Source organism: Microcoleus sp. Z1_B2 (assembly GCF_036700325.1).
Classification (GTDB): domain Bacteria; phylum Cyanobacteriota; class Cyanobacteriia; order Cyanobacteriales; family Microcoleaceae; genus Microcoleus.
In genome coordinates, this window is record NZ_JAUBOQ010000013.1 from 81,956 (window position 1) to 97,768 (window position 15,813).

Annotated in this window: 15 protein-coding genes; 9 read left to right on the top strand and 6 right to left on the bottom strand. The window is 47.3% G+C overall.

Annotation, left to right across the window (positions count from 1 at the left end; genetic code table 11):
- Nucleotides 1-14: 14 nt before the first annotated feature.
- A complete protein-coding gene (glpK, locus tag QT984_RS09930; RefSeq protein WP_333373869.1) occupies nucleotides 15-1,502 on the bottom strand; it encodes a glycerol kinase GlpK in 1,488 nt (495 codons plus the stop codon).
- Nucleotides 1,503-1,600: 98 nt separating this feature from the next.
- Between glpK and QT984_RS09935 the strand changes: the two genes are divergently transcribed.
- Complete coding sequence (locus tag QT984_RS09935) at nucleotides 1,601-2,185, top strand: endonuclease dU (RefSeq protein WP_333052036.1); 585 nt, start codon at nucleotides 1,601-1,603, stop codon at nucleotides 2,183-2,185.
- A 22-nt stretch (nucleotides 2,186-2,207) separates the two neighbouring features.
- Nucleotides 2,208-2,444, top strand: coding sequence for a hypothetical protein (locus tag QT984_RS09940; protein ID WP_333373872.1), 237 nt, complete (start codon nucleotides 2,208-2,210; stop codon nucleotides 2,442-2,444).
- Here QT984_RS09940 and QT984_RS09945 read toward each other — a convergent pair whose 3' ends face one another.
- Nucleotides 2,445-3,647, bottom strand: coding sequence for an FHA domain-containing protein (locus QT984_RS09945; RefSeq protein WP_333259804.1), 1,203 nt, complete (start codon nucleotides 3,645-3,647; stop codon nucleotides 2,445-2,447).
- 1,057 nt (nucleotides 3,648-4,704) lie between these two features.
- Here QT984_RS09945 and apcA point away from each other — a divergent pair.
- The 3 genes from apcA to QT984_RS09960 all read left to right on the top strand — a co-directional run bounded on the left by apcA (nucleotide 4,705) and on the right by QT984_RS09960 (nucleotide 6,396).
- Nucleotides 4,705-5,190, top strand: coding sequence for an allophycocyanin subunit alpha (apcA, locus tag QT984_RS09950; protein ID WP_333036136.1), 486 nt, complete (start codon nucleotides 4,705-4,707; stop codon nucleotides 5,188-5,190).
- Nucleotides 5,191-5,366: 176 nt separating this feature from the next.
- Nucleotides 5,367-5,852, top strand: a complete 486-nt coding sequence (gene apcB, locus QT984_RS09955) for an allophycocyanin subunit beta (RefSeq protein WP_006634930.1) — start codon at nucleotides 5,367-5,369, stop codon at nucleotides 5,850-5,852.
- A gap of 340 nt (nucleotides 5,853-6,192) precedes the next feature.
- Complete coding sequence (locus tag QT984_RS09960; RefSeq protein WP_006634929.1) at nucleotides 6,193-6,396, top strand: phycobilisome linker polypeptide; 204 nt, start codon at nucleotides 6,193-6,195, stop codon at nucleotides 6,394-6,396.
- Between the two features lie 236 nt (nucleotides 6,397-6,632).
- Here QT984_RS09960 and QT984_RS09965 read toward each other — a convergent pair whose 3' ends face one another.
- Nucleotides 6,633-7,055, bottom strand: coding sequence for an EamA family transporter (locus QT984_RS09965; RefSeq protein ID WP_333052031.1), 423 nt, complete (start codon nucleotides 7,053-7,055; stop codon nucleotides 6,633-6,635).
- 36 nt (nucleotides 7,056-7,091) lie between these two features.
- On the opposite strand from QT984_RS09965, the gene QT984_RS09970 reads away from it, so the two are divergent.
- Nucleotides 7,092-8,312, top strand: a complete 1,221-nt coding sequence (locus tag QT984_RS09970; protein ID WP_333052029.1) for an FtsW/RodA/SpoVE family cell cycle protein — start codon at nucleotides 7,092-7,094, stop codon at nucleotides 8,310-8,312.
- 463 nt (nucleotides 8,313-8,775) lie between these two features.
- Here QT984_RS09970 and QT984_RS09975 read toward each other — a convergent pair whose 3' ends face one another.
- On the bottom strand, nucleotides 8,776-9,429 hold the full coding sequence (locus QT984_RS09975; RefSeq protein ID WP_333052026.1) for a Crp/Fnr family transcriptional regulator: 654 nt from the start codon (nucleotides 9,427-9,429) through the stop codon (nucleotides 8,776-8,778).
- A gap of 705 nt (nucleotides 9,430-10,134) precedes the next feature.
- Here QT984_RS09975 and hslO point away from each other — a divergent pair.
- Nucleotides 10,135-11,034, top strand: a complete 900-nt coding sequence (gene hslO, locus QT984_RS09980) for an Hsp33 family molecular chaperone HslO (protein ID WP_333052024.1) — start codon at nucleotides 10,135-10,137, stop codon at nucleotides 11,032-11,034.
- A 246-nt stretch (nucleotides 11,035-11,280) separates the two neighbouring features.
- On the top strand, nucleotides 11,281-13,359 hold the full coding sequence (locus QT984_RS09985) for a hypothetical protein (RefSeq protein WP_333052022.1): 2,079 nt from the start codon (nucleotides 11,281-11,283) through the stop codon (nucleotides 13,357-13,359).
- Nucleotides 13,360-13,774: 415 nt separating this feature from the next.
- Here QT984_RS09985 and QT984_RS09990 read toward each other — a convergent pair whose 3' ends face one another.
- On the bottom strand, nucleotides 13,775-14,248 hold the full coding sequence (locus tag QT984_RS09990; protein ID WP_333052019.1) for a TspO/MBR family protein: 474 nt from the start codon (nucleotides 14,246-14,248) through the stop codon (nucleotides 13,775-13,777).
- 230 nt (nucleotides 14,249-14,478) lie between these two features.
- On the bottom strand, nucleotides 14,479-15,060 hold the full coding sequence (locus QT984_RS09995) for a hypothetical protein (RefSeq protein ID WP_333052017.1): 582 nt from the start codon (nucleotides 15,058-15,060) through the stop codon (nucleotides 14,479-14,481).
- A gap of 365 nt (nucleotides 15,061-15,425) precedes the next feature.
- Between QT984_RS09995 and QT984_RS10000 the strand changes: the two genes are divergently transcribed.
- Nucleotides 15,426-15,740, top strand: a complete 315-nt coding sequence (locus QT984_RS10000; protein WP_333052014.1) for a zinc ribbon domain-containing protein — start codon at nucleotides 15,426-15,428, stop codon at nucleotides 15,738-15,740.
- Nucleotides 15,741-15,813: the final 73 nt, after the last annotated feature.

A 15,813-nucleotide genomic window follows, 5' to 3' on the forward strand; every position in this document is an offset into this window, starting at 1 on the left:
GTTAACTCAGCGATTTATTCTTCCCAATCGAATGTGCGGGAAACTGCTTTTTTCCAAAAGCGATATTTTTGCTCGCGAAGTGCGATCGGCATTTTCGGTTCCCAAGTAAAATCCACCGCCCAATTGTCCCGCAATTCGGCTAGCTGACTCCAAAAACCCACCGCCAAACCGGCGGCATAAGCCACACCGAGTGCAGTAGTTTCTGCTACCACAGGCCGCATCACAGGCACTCCCAAAACATCGCTCTGAAACTGCATCAGCGTGTGATTTACCACCATACCTCCGTCTACTTTTAAAGACAAAAGCTGCACAGCAGAATCCTGATTCATCGCCTCCAATACTTCTCGCGTTTGCCACGCTGTAGCTTCCAATACTGCGCGGGCAATGTGTGCCTTAGTCACGTAGCGAGTTAAACCTGCAATTACTCCCCGCGCGCTGTCTTTCCAATAGGGCGCGTAGAGTCCAGAAAATGCCGGGACAACGTAAACTCCACCGCTATCTTCAACTGTATTTGCTAATGTTTCTACTTCCGCAGATGTGTTGATGATGCCCAAATTGTCCCGCAGCCACTGCACTAAAGCTCCGGCGAGCGCAATACTGCCTTCCAAAGCATACACAGCGGGCGATTCCCCCATCTTATAGGCGACTGTTGTCAGTAACCCGTTTTTTGAACGGACGATCGCTTCACCGGTATTCAGCAGCATAAAACAGCCCGTACCGTAAGTATTTTTCGCCTCCCCCGGACTGAAACAAGTTTGCCCGACGAGGGCGGCCTGCTGATCGCCCAAAGCAGCAGCAATTGGAACACCTGCAAGCAATCCTTTTGCAGTTCCAAAAACTTGACTCGAAGGGCGAATTTCTGGCAGCATCTGGCGGGGAATTGCCATTATTTCCAAAGTTTCGGCATCCCAATCAAGGGTTTGCAAATCCATCAGCATCGTGCGGCTGGCGTTGGTAACATCGGTAACGTGCACGCCGCCACTCAGGTGCCAAATCAGAAAAGTATCGACATTGCCAAAAATCGCATCGCCTCGATTTGCCGCTTCGCGCAATCCTGGAATATTGTCCAGCATCCACTTAATTTTCGGCCCGCTGAAATAAGTTGTCAGCGGCAAACCGCATCGTTTTTGAAATCGGTCTTTTCCCTCAACTTCAGCTAATTGATCGCAAATAAAGCGAGTGCGAGTATCTTGCCAAACAATCGCATTGCCGTAAGATTTGCCAGTTGTTCTGTCCCAAACAATTGTAGTTTCGCGCTGGTTTGTAATACCGAGTGCAGCAATATCTTTGGGGTCGATATTGCCGATTTCGAGGGCATTTTTAATCACGTTTTGGGTGCGCTGCCAAATTTCATCGGGATTGTGTTCAACCCATCCTGGTTGCGGATAGATTTGCTGATGTTCTTGTTGGTTGCTGCAAATTATCTGTCCCAGGCGATCGAATATGATAAATCGGGTGCTGGTAGTTCCTTGGTCGATCGCTGCTACGTATTTTTTTACCAATTGTCTAAAACCTTTTTAGTAATGAGCTATTTAACGTATATGATACTATGTAAAACACAAGCTAATCTCAAAAACTTTAGTTTAGGGAACTCCACAAGTTGAAACTGGCAGATTTGCTGAGGCTCGATCGCACAATTAAGGTTATTGGCTTTGACGACGCTCCGTTTTCTCGTAGAAGCGGCAGCCTGGTGTCGATCGCGGGCATAGTCTGCGGGGTAACTCGATTTGAAGGAATGGTGTGGGGACAAGTCCTCCCAGACGGATTAGATGCCACGGATGCTATTTCTGGGCTACTCCTCGGAGGCAAATTTCTGCCGCAATTGCATCTCGTTTTGCTTGACGGAATTGCTTTCGGAGGCTTCAATATTATTGACCTTCCTGAGTTAGCATCGCGGCTGCAAATTCCTTGTGTTGCTGTCATGCGCCGCCAACCAGATTTAGCTGCTGTTGAAAAAGCCCTCCGCCATTTACCAGACTCGGAATACCGTTTAGAATTGTTGCGCCGCGCCGGGAAAATTCACGCTTTTGAACCTTTCTTTTTTCAAGTTTGTGGCGAACAACCGGAAGTAATAGCGAGGGTGCTTCAGCGTTTGACAGACACTGGTAAAGTTCCTGAAGCTTTGCGTTTGGCTCATTTGATTGGTGCGGCTGTAATTAATGGAGTTAGCAGCAGTTCTGCTTGAATTATGATTAAGAACAGGCAAGATGCCTGTTCCACAAAGAGGAAATTTTATTGTGGGTGGATCGGATATCCTGTTAAGAACGGGCAAGATGCCCGTTCCACACAGAGTAAATTTTATTGTGGGCTGGGCCGGATATCCTGTTAAGAACGGGCAAGATGCCCGTTCCACAAAGAGGAAATTTTATTGTGGGCTGGGCATCCTGCCCGGCCATGAAAAGTTTATTGACAATGGTGCAATATCTCAGTTTCTACTCGCTTAATTACACAATTTCGCCCTCTAATTCACCGAATTCGATTTGAGTTCCCAACGCCAAAGTCAGAGTAGTTTCAGGTTCTACCATTTTTATATCGCCTTGAATGTCTGTAGCCCACCAAGCGCGATCGCACAAATTGGTCAATCCTAACGAAAGCTCGTTTCTCGATCGAGAAGTGACTATAGCTACAAGCCCGTTAGATGCTGCGGCTGTTAAACTCGGTATGTCAGAGGTGAATAGTTGAGTTCCCGCACTCAGAGGAATAACTCGACTTCCTAATTTCAGAGAAAATTGACCGCTGGTAAAAGAATTTACTGCGGGCTGATCTGATATAAAGGTAGGCGGAATATTTGTCGGTGTTGGGGCTGGCAAGTCAGAGTTTCCTACTGTAATTGTACAGTTGCCGATTCTCTTTTGGTCGCCCGATCGCAAATAACTCACCGCCCCGCTATCAAGATTCTCGCAAACAATTTGACCTGCTTCCAATTGAAACCGCATTGCTAGGGGCGAAACATTAGGAATGCAGATAATGGACAAATTTTCATCACTGCCAAAAGTCACTGGTTCCGCACCCAGAGTGAGAGTGCGATTTGCTCCCGTATCGTAACTAATTACTAGCCAAGCTTTGTTGAACAAAGTTTCAGCTACAACTAGCATAATTCCAATCCAAAAACCGATCGCAGCACAGCCAGCTAAACGGCCCGCCGTACCGGAGAGATTGTAAGCAAATAGAATAAACAAACAGCCGCCCAACACACCCCCAACACCGCCGCCTCCCAGGCCGCGAAGCGCCCCCAAATTAGGAATCCGCTGTGCCAGTCCCAGTCCTAACAAACTGCCAGCTATTCCCCAGCAAATTACTCGCAATAATTCGTTGTTTCCGTCGCCAATTCCGCTGTAAATACCTTCGGCGATCGCCCCAGAAATGGCTCCTGCAATTAAACCAAACAATCCGCCATTTTTTAAAGCCTGTTTAATTTGAGGCTTGCCTTTGATATAGTAATAATAGCCGAACATGATAGCCGTAGCAATACCACCGCCTACCAATCCAAACCACCGAGCTGTGGACAATACACTGTCAAAAACAGATTCCGAACCAGTGATCCCCTGCATGAAAGGTTCGGTGATGAGATTGCCGACGAAACCGCCGACAGCACCGCTAATGCCAAACTGTAAAGCTTTTTTAAGGGCTGATAGATTTCTTTTCACGGCGCACCAGATTTAAAGTGAGAGTCAAATCTAGCTACAAGCTCGAAAGTTAGGATTTCCGATTATCTTATATCTGGCACTATTATCGAGAACAGGCTTTCCGGCCTGTTCCACAAACACAAAGAGTGAGTGTTCTTGTGGGTAGTAGGGGTTGGGTAGGAAACATTGGTGTCAACTTAAGCTTTTAGTCCGCCAGTCCTCCCGCTCACCCGGCAGCCCGCCAGGGAATGAATTCCCTGTCTAATAGCGAAAGTCCTCTAAAAGAGGACTGAATCATTCATTAGTCCTCTTTTAGAGGACTTTCGCTTTGAGGCAGGGGTTTCAACCCCTGACGGACTATCGGTTTTACCTTAAGTTGACACGCCTTGGGCAAGAGAGCCCGCCCGTCCAAGACTGATTGAGAATGGTGCAAGATGTGAGACGATCGCACATCTGGCCCCTGTCTCCGCGCTGTCTGCCCCCATCTCCCGCTTCCCTCCATCTCAGGGCCAAGCCTTTGAACCTCGCGCCCTCGCCCGTCACAATTCCCGCTCAATGCTCTATCGCCTGTAACCCTTGCTGCCAGATAATTTTAGCAATTTTTTAACTATGAAATTTTAACTCCTCAGACCCCAGCGAGGGCCCAAATATGAAAAGGAATGTTACAAACTATTACAGTAACACTCAGAATGTGAACATAATGCCTCAAAATACTTGCGAGAGGTAGTTGTGTCAGAGAAGCAATATCCTTACTAACTGCCCGACAGTCACTCGATCGCCACTAAGTGGCCTGCTGCAATCTCGATCATAAATTAAAGATCGCATCAGTCATTTATGGTATTGTAAGCGACAGGCTTAGTGCGAGCACTCACAAGCGCACCGGCGTGAAGAACCAGCGCCGTTAAGCACCGAAGGCAGTCACCCGCCAACAACTTCAACAGTTGCTGAGTGTGGAAAGTCCAGCCTTCCCCGTCAAAGCTCCTGCCTGAGCAGGAAAGATACGGGACACAAGCGCCCGCCTTCGCTAGCTCAGCGCAGAGCAGTTCATATAGCAAAATATCCAGCGGGTACACACAAGATGAGTATCGTCACCAAATCAATCGTCAACGCAGACGCCGAAGCTCGCTACTTGAGCCCAGGTGAATTAGATCGGATCAAAAGCTTCGTCACCTCTGGTGAACGCCGCGTCCGCATCGCCCAAATTTTGAGCGAATCCCGCGAACGCATCGTCAAGCAAGCAGGCGACCAACTTTTCCAAAAGCGCCCTGATATTGTTTCTCCCGGCGGCAACGCTTACGGCGAAGAAATGACCGCAACTTGCTTGCGCGACATGGACTACTACCTGCGTTTGATTACCTACGGAATCGTAGCTGGCGACATTACTCCGATCGAAGAAATCGGTATTGTCGGCGTCCGCGAAATGTACAAATCTCTCGGCACCCCGATTGAAGCCGTCGCCGAAGGCGTTCGCGCTATGAAAAATGCAGCAAGCTCGCTGCTGTCTGGAGAAGATGCTTCCGAAGCTTCCTCCTACTTCGACTACGTTATCGGTGCGATGCAGTAAGGAATTTTGATTTTAGGTTTTCGATTTTAGATTGAAAAATTGGGGGTTGCCGGCAACAAGTTAAAAGCTATTGCAAATAACCAGCCACTTAAAAATCTTAAATCCCAAATCCCAAATTCCAAATTCTAGCTCCAAAATTGGACTGACTCAGCCACTTTCTAGGAAACAAGACAACCATGCAAGACGCAATTACCGCCGTTATCAATTCCTCTGACGTTCAAGGTAAGTACCTCGACATCAGCGCTCTAGACAAGCTCAAGAACTACTTTGCTTCTGGCGAACTGCGCGTCCGCGCCGCTACCGCCATCAGCGCTAATGCAGCCACAATCGTCAAAGAAGCAGTTGCTAAGTCTCTGTTGTACTCTGATGTAACTCGTCCCGGCGGCAATATGTACACCACTCGTCGTTATGCAGCTTGCATCCGCGACTTGGACTACTACCTGCGCTATGCCACCTACGCTATGCTAGCTGGCGACCCTTCCATCCTCGATGAGCGCGTGCTCAACGGTTTGAAAGAAACCTACAACTCCTTGGGCGTGCCCATCGGTTCTACCGTACAAGCAATCCAAGCAATGAAAGAAGTCACCGCCGGTTTGGTTGGTTCTGACGCTGGTAAAGAAATGGGCGTCTATTTCGACTACATCTGCTCTGGCTTGAGCTAAGACTCAGGAAGAAGGAAGAAGGAAGAAGGAAGTTCGGCAACGGATTCTGTAACGGATGTAACGGATGTAACGGATGTAACGGATTTCAGTCCGATGGAAGTCGGAAGAAGGAAGAAGATTTATTTCTTGCCTCTTTTAACTTTTTACTTTTTACTTTGGACTTTTTACCTTTGACTTTGAAAAGAGGTCAGGGAAGTTGAGAGTGATTGCTAGACCGTCAAAGGCTTGTCGAGAAAGCCCGACGAGTTTTAACGAGCTAGTTTTGACTCCTAACTCCCTGCCTTCAATCTTTAAAAAATCCATCTAATAATCTGTAAACCTACTCAGGAGTTAGTTTCCCATGAGAATGTTTAAGGTGACTGCTTGCGTCCCAAGTCAAACTCGCATCCGCACTCAGCGCGAATTGCAAAATACCTATTTTACTAAGCTCGTTCCTTACGACAACTGGTTCCGGGAACAGCAAAGAATTATGAAAATGGGCGGCAGAATTATTAAAGTGCAACTGGCTACCGGTAAGCCCGGAGCTAATACAGGTTTACTTTAAGAGCCGAAGCTGGATTAGTAGAGGGGTAAGAGGTCGCGATGACCTCTTTTTTGTTGTTATATAGCAATCCTCGCATCATTTGCATAATTATTGTAGGGGCAATCCCCCGTGGTTGCCCGATAGATAGGGGGTAGGCACTCTTAGCACTACCCCTACAAATTTATCTGAATCATTTAGGATTCCTCTAGTAGAAGGAAGAATGTCCAGCGTTGTTAATCTCATCATTGACAAATATTTCAATAAGAAGACAGTATAACTGCGATTATCGCTAACAAAACAGCAAGCATTTGTGGTAATGTAATAGCCTCTTTCAAGAATAAAGACGATAATAATATAGTAATCAGCGGGTAGATAGACGTAACACTCACTACATTGGCAACTTCACCTTTGCCAAGGGCTATAAAAAATACTAATGATGCCACAGTGCCAGCAACGCCAACTAACATGGCAAACAAAATTCCCCTAACATCTCCCTCAAAACTAAAATTATTAGTTTTGATAATAATAAATAAAGTAGTTAAAATAGCGCCAATTGCTTCATAAACAAAAGCAGTTTTATAGTCAATATATTTAGTCGCTAAATTGCCAAAAAATCCCCACAAACCATATAATAGCGAACAGATTAATGCGTAAATTAACCAATCTGGTACTTTAGCCATCTTTGTTAGAGTTTATTGAGAGCATTCTAAAATCCTATGGCTAATGACATTCGACGCTTGATTCCTTTTTTTGACCCCAGCGCCTCTGAATGGGCCGCTGAGGCGCGGTGGCTGAGGTGGCTGACTTTTCTGTGGCTGTTTGTCGGGCTGACAGCATTGTTTTCGGCTTCCTATCCCATTGCAAATTATGAACTTGGAGACGGCCTTTATTATTTTAAACGACAGCTAATCGCAGTGGCGATCGGGCTGGCCGGCTTTAACTTGATAGTGTACTCCCCACTGCGCTACATCATGAAAACATCTCAGTTAGGCGTTTTATTGCTGCTGGGATTGCTCTGGTTGACCTTAGTTCCGGGAGTGGGAACCACCATCAACGGGGCGACTCGCTGGATATCTCTGGGCCCAGTTCCGATTATTCAACCTTCTGAGTTAATCAAGCCGTTTTTTGTTCTCCAAAGCGCCCGCATTTTCGGTAACTGGCCCCGGTTGACAAATAAAGTTCGCTTAACTTGGCTGTTAATTTTCGGTGCAATGCTTTTGGGAATTTTGTTGCAGCCAAATTTAAGTACCACGGCTTTGTGCGGGATGACTTTGTGGTTGGTGGCTTTGGCTGCGGGCTTACCTTACTTGCAGTTGGGCGCAACGGCTATGGGGGGAATGCTTTTAGCGGTTTTAAGTATTAGTTTGAGGGAATATCAGCGCCGCCGGATTATGTCTTTTCTCAATCCTTGGGCTGATCCGATGCAAGACGGCTATCAGTTGATTCAAAGTCTCCTGGCTGTGGGTTCTGGGGGCATTTGGGGTGTGGGTTTGGGGATGTCGCAGCAAAAGTTATTTTATTTGCCGATTCAGTACAGCGATTTTATTTTTGCTGTGTTTGCTGAGGAGTTTGGTTTGGTGGGAGGTTTCTCGCTGTTGCTGATGTTGGCGGCTTACTCGACTGTGGCTTTGAGGGTAGCGATGAAGGCTCGAAATATTGAGTCTCAGTTGGTGGCGATTGGGGTGATGGTGGTGATGGTGGGACAGTCGCTGCTGAATATTGGGGTGGCGACGGGGGTTTTGCCGACTACGGGTTTGCCACTGCCGTTTTTTAGTTACGGGGGTTCTTCGATGTTGGCGAGTTTGTTGTTGTCGGGGTTGCTGATTCGGGTGGCGAGGGAGAGTTCTGAGGCTGATGTGGTTTCTTTAAACGGCCTCCGTGGAAAGCCGGGAAAGCCTAAGTTGCGATCGAACAACGGCACTGCACAAACCGAATAATTTGTCAATAGTAAACACACTCGATTAACTTCCAGGATCTACCTGGGAGCCAATAGCCAGAGGAAGAGCCTCGATTCTTACTGGGGCAAATTGGAGGCTCTTCCTCTGGATCTGCGTTACCAGGCAGATCCTGGTAACGAGTAATTGTAAATAAAAACTAACGATCGACTATTTCCGCCCGTCACCTTTATTGGGCGGTTCTTCTTGTTGTTCTTGAGGTTTAGCTGTGATCTCAGTTAATTCTTTTTTGTCTGGTTGCGGTGTTTCTTGAGTTGAGTTAGCCATTGAGTTTAGTCCTAAATAGATGCACCGCTTAATTATATCTTTTCCAACTGCAAACGTATGGCTGTAGATAGGGAGAGGAGGAGCCAGATAAACAATTCTGATGCACTGAGATTTGATAGCTAATACTGGAAGACTTTATGTAGATGCAAAAAAGTGGAAAGGCAAATTGGTGTCGGTTCTACACAGCTTGAGGGTTGCCGCCAAACAAATCCGACGTGGACGCAAAAACATCTTTGTTAAGAATTAAATGCCGATCGCCATCTCGACTGATTAACCCTTGCTGCTGCAATTTTCCCAGCATTCGAGTTACTGTTACCCGCGTCGTGCAAATCGCATTAGCAATATCTTGATGTGTCAAGCGGATATTCAAACGAGTTCCCTCAACCACAGGCTGACCGAATTCCTGTTGCAATAATAGCAGTAGCTGATACAAACGATCATCTACTCGCCGCTGTCCGGCGATCGCTAAAATTGCTTCCATTTGCCGCAGCCGCCGTACCATTTGAGGTAGCAACTCGTGAGCCAATTGAGGAGAAGCTTCGATTTCCACCATTGAATACCAGATCAAATAAATATCTGATGTCGCCGTAGCTCGGTAAGTCTGCAAGCTTGTCAACCACAAACCGAAGCACATCGAAGGCCCAACCCAACCCAAAAGTCCTTCTTCCCCGCTTGGATAAAGCGTACTCAGTTGTGCTAGACCTTGACACACTCGCCAAAGGCCTTGCGACATCATAGGAATGGTTTCCCCCTTGGCATAAAAATGCAAGTTTCGACTCGCTCCTGTGTTATGCTGGATTTCCGCTAAAAGTGCTTTGGATGTTGGTGGCATATCCTTTATTTCCAGCTAAAAAACATTGGTCTGAGACCTACGCCTCTGACTCTAACCGACCAAGGTAAAGGTTTGGTAATCGTCAGGTTAGCGGCAAGATAAGCTTTAGTCATTAGTCATTAGTCATTAGTCATTAGTTGTTAGTCATTAGTCATTAGTTTAAGACTTATGCACCGGTAGCCAGAAACCGGGTTGTTGAGATTAAGTACATCGGCTTAAAAGCCTCTAGATAGGTTAAAAAGCCAGGTTTATTTGTTCGTAGTGCGTCCTGGACTATAGTTATTAGTTATTAGTGGTTAAGCTGTGGAGCATTTAAAATAGTATTGTAGGGTGCGTCAGTCCGCAGCGTTTCCCTTGCCGAGGGAAGCGATCGATCTGACGCACCCTACTGGCCTCGTTAGTGGTTTAAATGCTCCAAAGATTGTTTGTTAGTTGTTATAAAATGACTTAGAATAAGGTGGCTTTGTAAAAATAAAGGCACTCGTTATTTGGGGCTTTTTAAATAAATATTGATCGTGAATAATCCCTTCGAGTATTTGTTAAGAAATAGTCGGTTAATCAAGGTAAAAAAGAAAACAGAGGCGAGTTCTGAAGCTCGATCGCACATCCAGGCCGGCCGAGTCAACTGCTGCTCTGTGCTGCCACAACCTTCAAGAACTTCTAAAATAGTTCGAGAAGGTATCAAAAGACAAAGTAAGGTTTTTCATGGCCGATCAATTAATTCGCGCTACAGCCGCAGAGGGCGGAATTCGCGCTGTAGCCGTCATTTCCACCCGCCTCACCGAAGAAGCAAGACAGCGGCACAAGCTCTCCTACGTGGCTACAGCCGCCCTCGGCCGCACGATGTCAGCAGGGCTGTTACTCGCCTCCAGCATGAAGCGGCCCGAATCGAGGGTCAACATTCGCATCAAAGGAGATGGGCCACTGGGCGGGCTTCTGGTTGATGCAGGACTTGATGGAACAGTTCGAGGTTATGTGGATAATCCCGAAGTGGAACTGCCGCCCAATGCTAAAGGCAAACTAGATGTCGGCGGGGCAATAGGTGACGGGTATTTGTACGTGGTGCGGGACGTTGGATACGGCTTCCCTTATTCAAGTACGGTGGAATTGGTTTCCGGCGAAATTGGCGACGATCTGACTCACTATTTGGCAACCTCCGAGCAAACGCCTTCGGCTCTGGTTTTGGGGGTGTTTGTGGGGGCGGGCGGGGTAGAAGCGTCTGGGGGTGTGCTGTTGCAGGTTCTGCCGAAGGCGGCAACGGACGAAAAATTGGTGCAAACTTTAGAATCTAGAGTTGCTGAATTGTCGGGCTTTACGCCACTGCTGCGATCGGGCAAAACGCTGCACCAGATTCTCGAAGAGTTACTGGGAGATATGGGCCTGGAAATTTTCCCGGAAACTCAGATGGTGCGCTTTGACTGCGGCTGTTCGTTCGATCGAGTTTTGGGAGCTTTGAAAATGTTGGGCGAAGCGGAACTCCAAGACATGATTGAAAAAGATGGGGGGGCTGAGGCTACGTGCCATTTCTGCAACGAGGTTTACCAAGCTAATAGCGACCAACTTGCGGAACTCATCGGCGATTTGCGCTCAAACTCCGGTTCTTGAGACGATAATGTGTAATTGGCTCTATTGAGTGCGAGTTAGGGATGATGGCCTTGACCAATTGCCAATTACGCATTATCAATTACCTAATCACAAAATTTTGATTGTGGCGGTTTGGCGATCGGCTCTTGCAGTCTGGGGCCGACGGGAGTATGTAAAAGTGATGAATACATTTTATAGAGCAGTTGATAGCAGCGCTCGCAGTTTTTAAATAACTAACGCTGGCTGGTTGCTGTTTGTGGTGAGGATATGAGTCAAGATCGCAAAATACCAGGCCGTTGGTCTGCATCAGAATCCTTGGAGTCAACAAAGGATACTTCGTCGCTGGTGCGCTTACCAGCAAGGAAAAACCGGGCCCAACGACTTAAAGAGCTCCGAGAGTTGGTTACTTCGGGAAAACTGCCGGGAGGGCATCTGGAACTACCGCCGAATTTGTCTGGGGAAAACTCGCAGCCGCCGGAGGAACAAAATCCGTTTTGGCGGAACTGGTCGAATAAGTGGCAGTTTTGGCTGGCGCTGAGTTTGATGCTATCGGTGGGTATGGGGTTTGTGGCAATTGCGTCTTTGCTCAACCTCACCTCGCAGTCAAATTGCTCAAAGATTTTTTGGCCGACGGCTTCTGCTAACGATCGCTTTTTTTGTGCTCAAGAAGCAGCAAGCAAGCGGACGGCGGATGATTTGCTCAGGGCGATCGAATTAGTTAATGCTTTGCCACAAAACCATCCGCTGCGGCCGAGAATTAACACTCAAATCGATCGGTGGTCGGAGGATATTATTAGGCTGGGAAATGCTAGTTTCCAAGAAGGAAAGCTGGATGAGGCGATTGCCCTCGCTCGTAAGGTTCCTAAAAACGTTCCGGCTTACCCGAAGATGGAAAAGCAGATTGAAAAGTGGCAGTCGATATGGAGCGATGCAGAGAAAATTTACCGCACGGCGGAAGACCACTTGCGTCAGGAAGAGTGGCCGCTGGCTTTCAGCCAAGCTACTCTGCTTTTGGATTTGGGAAATACTTTCTGGGAATCGGCTAAGTACGAGGAATTGACTAAGCTAATTCAGACGACTAAGGCGGAGGGCAATAAGTTGCTAAAAGCCCGAAATACAGCCTCCGAGGGAGGTCTCGACAATCTGGTGACGGGGATTAAGCTGGCTCAGGGAATTGATCAAAACAGTTATTTGTATCAAGCTGCCAATAAGGCGATCGCGGAATTTAGCAAGAAAATTCTGGAGATCGCCCAAAAACGATTGCAAGCAGGGGATTGGCAGGAGGCGATGGCGATCGCTAACAAGATTCCAGAGTCGGCAAATTTAAGGGAACAAGTACAGGATTTTAATGAGTTGGCGAATGCTACTTCTCAGGCTTTGACTGGCTCTGTTGAGGGTTTCTCCAAGGCGATCGAGATTGCTCAAAAGTTGAACTCCGGCCGCCCTTTATACAAACAAGCTCAAGATTTAGTCGGCCGCTGGCAACAAGAAATGGCTGATGTCAAAGTTTTGGATTTGGCAAGCAGGCTGGCGGCGCCTGGTGGGGTAAATGATTTGAGGGCTGCGATCGCGCAATTGCAAACAGTCCCGGAATCAAATCCCCGCGCTTCGGAAGCTCGCCGTCAAATTAGCACCTTGAGCCGTCAAATCGAGCTGCTCGAAGACAGTCCGTATTTGCAAAGAGCGAACGATTTGGCGAGTATGGGCGATCCGAATGCTCTGGAAGCCGCCGTTGCTCAAGCTTCTCGGATCGGTAGAGGTAGGGCGCTTTACGTGGAAGCTCAAGCCAAAATTCAAGCTTGGATCGAGAGGAGACAGCGGCTTGTTGACCAGCCGTTTTTGGATAGAGCTCAGCAGCTAGCGGCGGCCGGCAATTTGGCGGGGGCAATTGAGATGGCGCGCCGGATTCGATCGGGACGGGTGCTTTATCAGGAAGCTCGATCGAACATTCGGACTTGGGAGGCTCAATTTCAGGGCGAGCAAAATTTGCAGAACGCCCGTCAGACGGCCAGAGCCGGGACTGCGGAGGCTTTGCAAACGGCTATTGCGCTAGCAAGTCAGGTGCCGGAGTCGAGTTCGCTCCGGTGGCAGGCGAGTGAGGCGATTGATGAGTGGAGTCAGCGGATTTTGGCGCTTGGTGTCGAAGAGTCGTCGTCGGATCTGGCTGGGGCGATCGCGACTTTGAAGAAAATTCCTTCGGGTACTCGGGCTTTTGAGCAAGCTCGATCGCAAATCCAAGTTTGGGAGGAGTCGCTGAACCCTCCTGAGCCTGAATCTCCCGATGCTGAATATCCCCCTCCCGAACCGCCGGAAATTGAGCCTCCGACCAGCTCTGGCAATCGTTAGGTTAACTGGTTTGCCCGACATTGGGCGGGGGTTTAAAGTCTGAGAATTAGTGCTTGATTTGAGTTAAAACTCAAATCAACCATCATTCTCAATCAACTTCTAGGGGTGGGTTTACGAATCATACTCACATTGTCAACAAATTAAATAAAGCCACCCCCACCACGCGATAAAACTCAGAGAATCTCTATTTAACGAACCGCGAAGACGCAAAGGGCGCGTTCGGCGAAGCCGTTCCCGTTCCCCGCAGGGGTTCCCGAAGGGTAGGGTAGGAAGAAAAGGAAGAGAAGAGAGACAAGAGAAAGACTTCACAATTGATACGAGGCTTGCTATAGCAGTTTTCTATTGGGTGAGGTACATCTTAGCAATTACCTTTTTCCCAATGATCAATTACCAATTACCTGTAATTTTAGATCAATTAAACATCCGCCGGATTTAGGTGCATCATTGCCCAAGTGGTGTAAGTGCCGATCGGACTCCAAAGTATGTAAGGCAGCAATAACAGGGCGGCTGGCTCGGAAACTGGCAACACTGTTAAAGCTAGGATTACGCTTAAAATAGCGCCCGTTCCGCCGATTATTGTGCCGACTTTTAGGCTCCTAACTTTGCACATAACCGAGGTGTAAGACATAGTTACTATTTCTAAAAGCAGGTACAAACCCATTCTCAGCCAAGTCTCCTGAGTTCCTGGTTGTTTTTCCCACACTATCACTGCTGACCAAGCTGCACAAATAAAAATTACTGTCCAAATTAGGGGAATTGCTCTTTCAAATACTAGCCATCTCGGACGCTGCAAGCGGTTGAACCATTGGATGTCGCTGGGCGCGATTATGTTAGCTGCTAAAGCTACTACAAAGGCGACGCCTCCAATTACCATCCAGGATTTAATCATTTTTTTACCTTGGGCTAGATTTACGGCTTAGATCAAACATATATTTTAGGTAATTCCAGCGCAAAATATATCTGCATCCAGTCTTAAATTTATAATTCACAGGTAACGGACACTTGAAAAGAGTAAATTTATTGCCTTTACAGTCCTGGAGGCAGAACCTAATTATGTAGGGTGCGCTAGGCGCACCTTACCGCTATAAGTAACGCTTAGTCTTTCAACGAAATCGGCGGCTAGCCGAGTCGGTGATGCTGTTCTAATTCTAAACTAGAGTCCTCATCTTTTTTGGGAACCAGAAGCGTATTTTCGCTGCTCGGTTGCAACACGGCTTTAATCACTTGGAGAAAACGGTTAGGCTTTTTGGTTTGACCGTTGAGAGTGCGGCGGTCTTGCACTTTTTTAGAAAGGTGCCGCATCACAGATAAATCGAGTTCATCGATGAAATGGTCTGCTATACGTTCTCCCATTAAATCAATAGCTTCAGCATACTGATCGGTCAGCGTTTCTATAGCATCGTATGCTTCGTCAGCAACTTGACTTGCTACTGTTTTATTTTGGTCGCCCGGTGTCTGGGAATTGGTGCGGCGTCGGTCTAAAAGACTTTGGTACTCAGCAATGCTCATTCCCAAATTGTAGAGATGGTGGTGAGCGTGATCCATCAAATCTACTTCACTGGGATAGAAGAAACCACGGGTGCTGTTGATGCCGTGCAGTTTTGCCCAACGCCGCAGAGTTGTCTCATCTTGCAGTTGGTATCGCTCCAACATTTGAGCTGTGTTCAGCTCTACTTCTGGCGTAACTTTGAAATCGCTCATCGGTAAATCCTCGGTGGTGAGTAAATAAATAAATTTGAAACTTAGAATCTGTGATTTGCGTACAGTCTGAAAATGACGATCGATCCTTTGACGGCATTCACGGAAGTCTTGCGGGCATTTGCTGTCGATCGTGCGATCGTGCGATCGAGTCAGAGGATTTCAGGGTAGCGTACTTTTGGGCTTTGTCTCGATCGCATCCGGGAGCAAGCACACAGGGTTAATAATATAGCTGATTTATGGTTTCAACAACCGTTAAAAATAGTAAAGTTTAATTTTTAGGGTTGAATTATTAGTAATGTTGAGCTATAATATTCTCAATAACCGTGCAATTAGTAATTTTAGTAGTTGCAAACGAGATTCTTAGTATGCCTGTATACGATTATTTGTGTCCCGAAAACAACCAGCAGTTAGAAGTTTGGCACAGCATGAACCTGGAAGTTTCGACTTGGGGCCAACTGTGCGAGTTGGCGAAGCGCGAACCCGGGGAGACTCCCGCAGATGCGCCGGTACGCCGACTGCTGAGCGCTCCGAGGTTGATGAAGCCGACATCCGACACCGATTATAAAAATCAGGGGTTCAGCAAGTACGTGAAGCGGGATGAAGGGGTTTATGAAAATGTCACGGCTAAGGATGGTGAAAGCCGTATTGTCAATCGAGATGGTAAGCCGATTAAAGACTGAACTCGGTAATTGGTAATTGGTAATCGGTAATTGGTAATTGGTAATTGGTAATTATTCCTAATGACTAATGACT